Genomic DNA, 782 nt, shown 5'->3' on the forward strand with positions numbered 1-782 from the left:
TAGGGTACTTGATATTGGTACTGGTACGGGGATTATTGCGGTTACCTTAAAACAACTGTTCCCAAACCTGCAAGTCACGGCGACAGATATTTCACCGGATGCCTTAAATATTGCCCGTGAAAATGCTGCGGATAAAAAAGCTGTTATTGATTTTCAACTTGGTGATTTATTTGAACCAGTTCTTGGCCAAGAATTTGATTTAATCATTTCAAACCCACCTTATATCGGCTCAGATGAAACGAATGTGATGTCCAAATCAACGGTCCTATATGAACCAGATTTAGCCCTTTTTGCAGGGGAAAATGGCTATCAAATTTATTGGCGCTTATTCGACCAAATCCATGATTATTTGGCTAAGCCGGGTTACTTTATTGGGGAATTTGGTTACCAACAAGGGCAATCCTTGCTTGCTGGCGCTAAAGACCGCCTGCGAATGACGGACGCCGAGGTAAACATTATCCAAGATTATGCGGGCAATGACCGAATTATAGTCATCCAAAATCCATATAATACAACAATCTAAAAAAAACATAGAAATAAGAAAGGAGTTCAACCAATAATGACAAAAATCATTCAAGCAAGTGAAATTGAAGAAGGCGCAACCTTACTGCAGGATGGCCAATTAGTGGCCTTTCCAACTGAAACAGTCTTTGGTCTAGGGGCTACCGCCAATAATGCGGATGCTGTTAAATCAGTCTATACGGTAAAAGGCCGTCCAAGCGATAATCCTTTGATTGTCCATATCGCTGATCCAGAAGATATTTTTGACTATATGATTGACG

The 782-nt window shown here is 40.5% G+C and carries 2 protein-coding genes; both read left to right on the forward strand.

Going from position 1 to position 782, the window contains the following annotated elements; genetic code table 11:
* The coding region (locus ACRCJ0_RS16995) for a HemK/PrmC family methyltransferase (RefSeq protein WP_431391333.1) at positions 1–523 on the forward strand (523 nt) is incomplete at its 5' end.
* Between the two features lie 36 nt (positions 524–559).
* A partial coding sequence (locus ACRCJ0_RS17000; RefSeq protein WP_431391335.1) for an L-threonylcarbamoyladenylate synthase occupies positions 560–782 on the forward strand: 223 nt, incomplete at its 3' end.

It is taken from the genome of Aerococcus sp. L_32 (assembly GCF_050689315.1).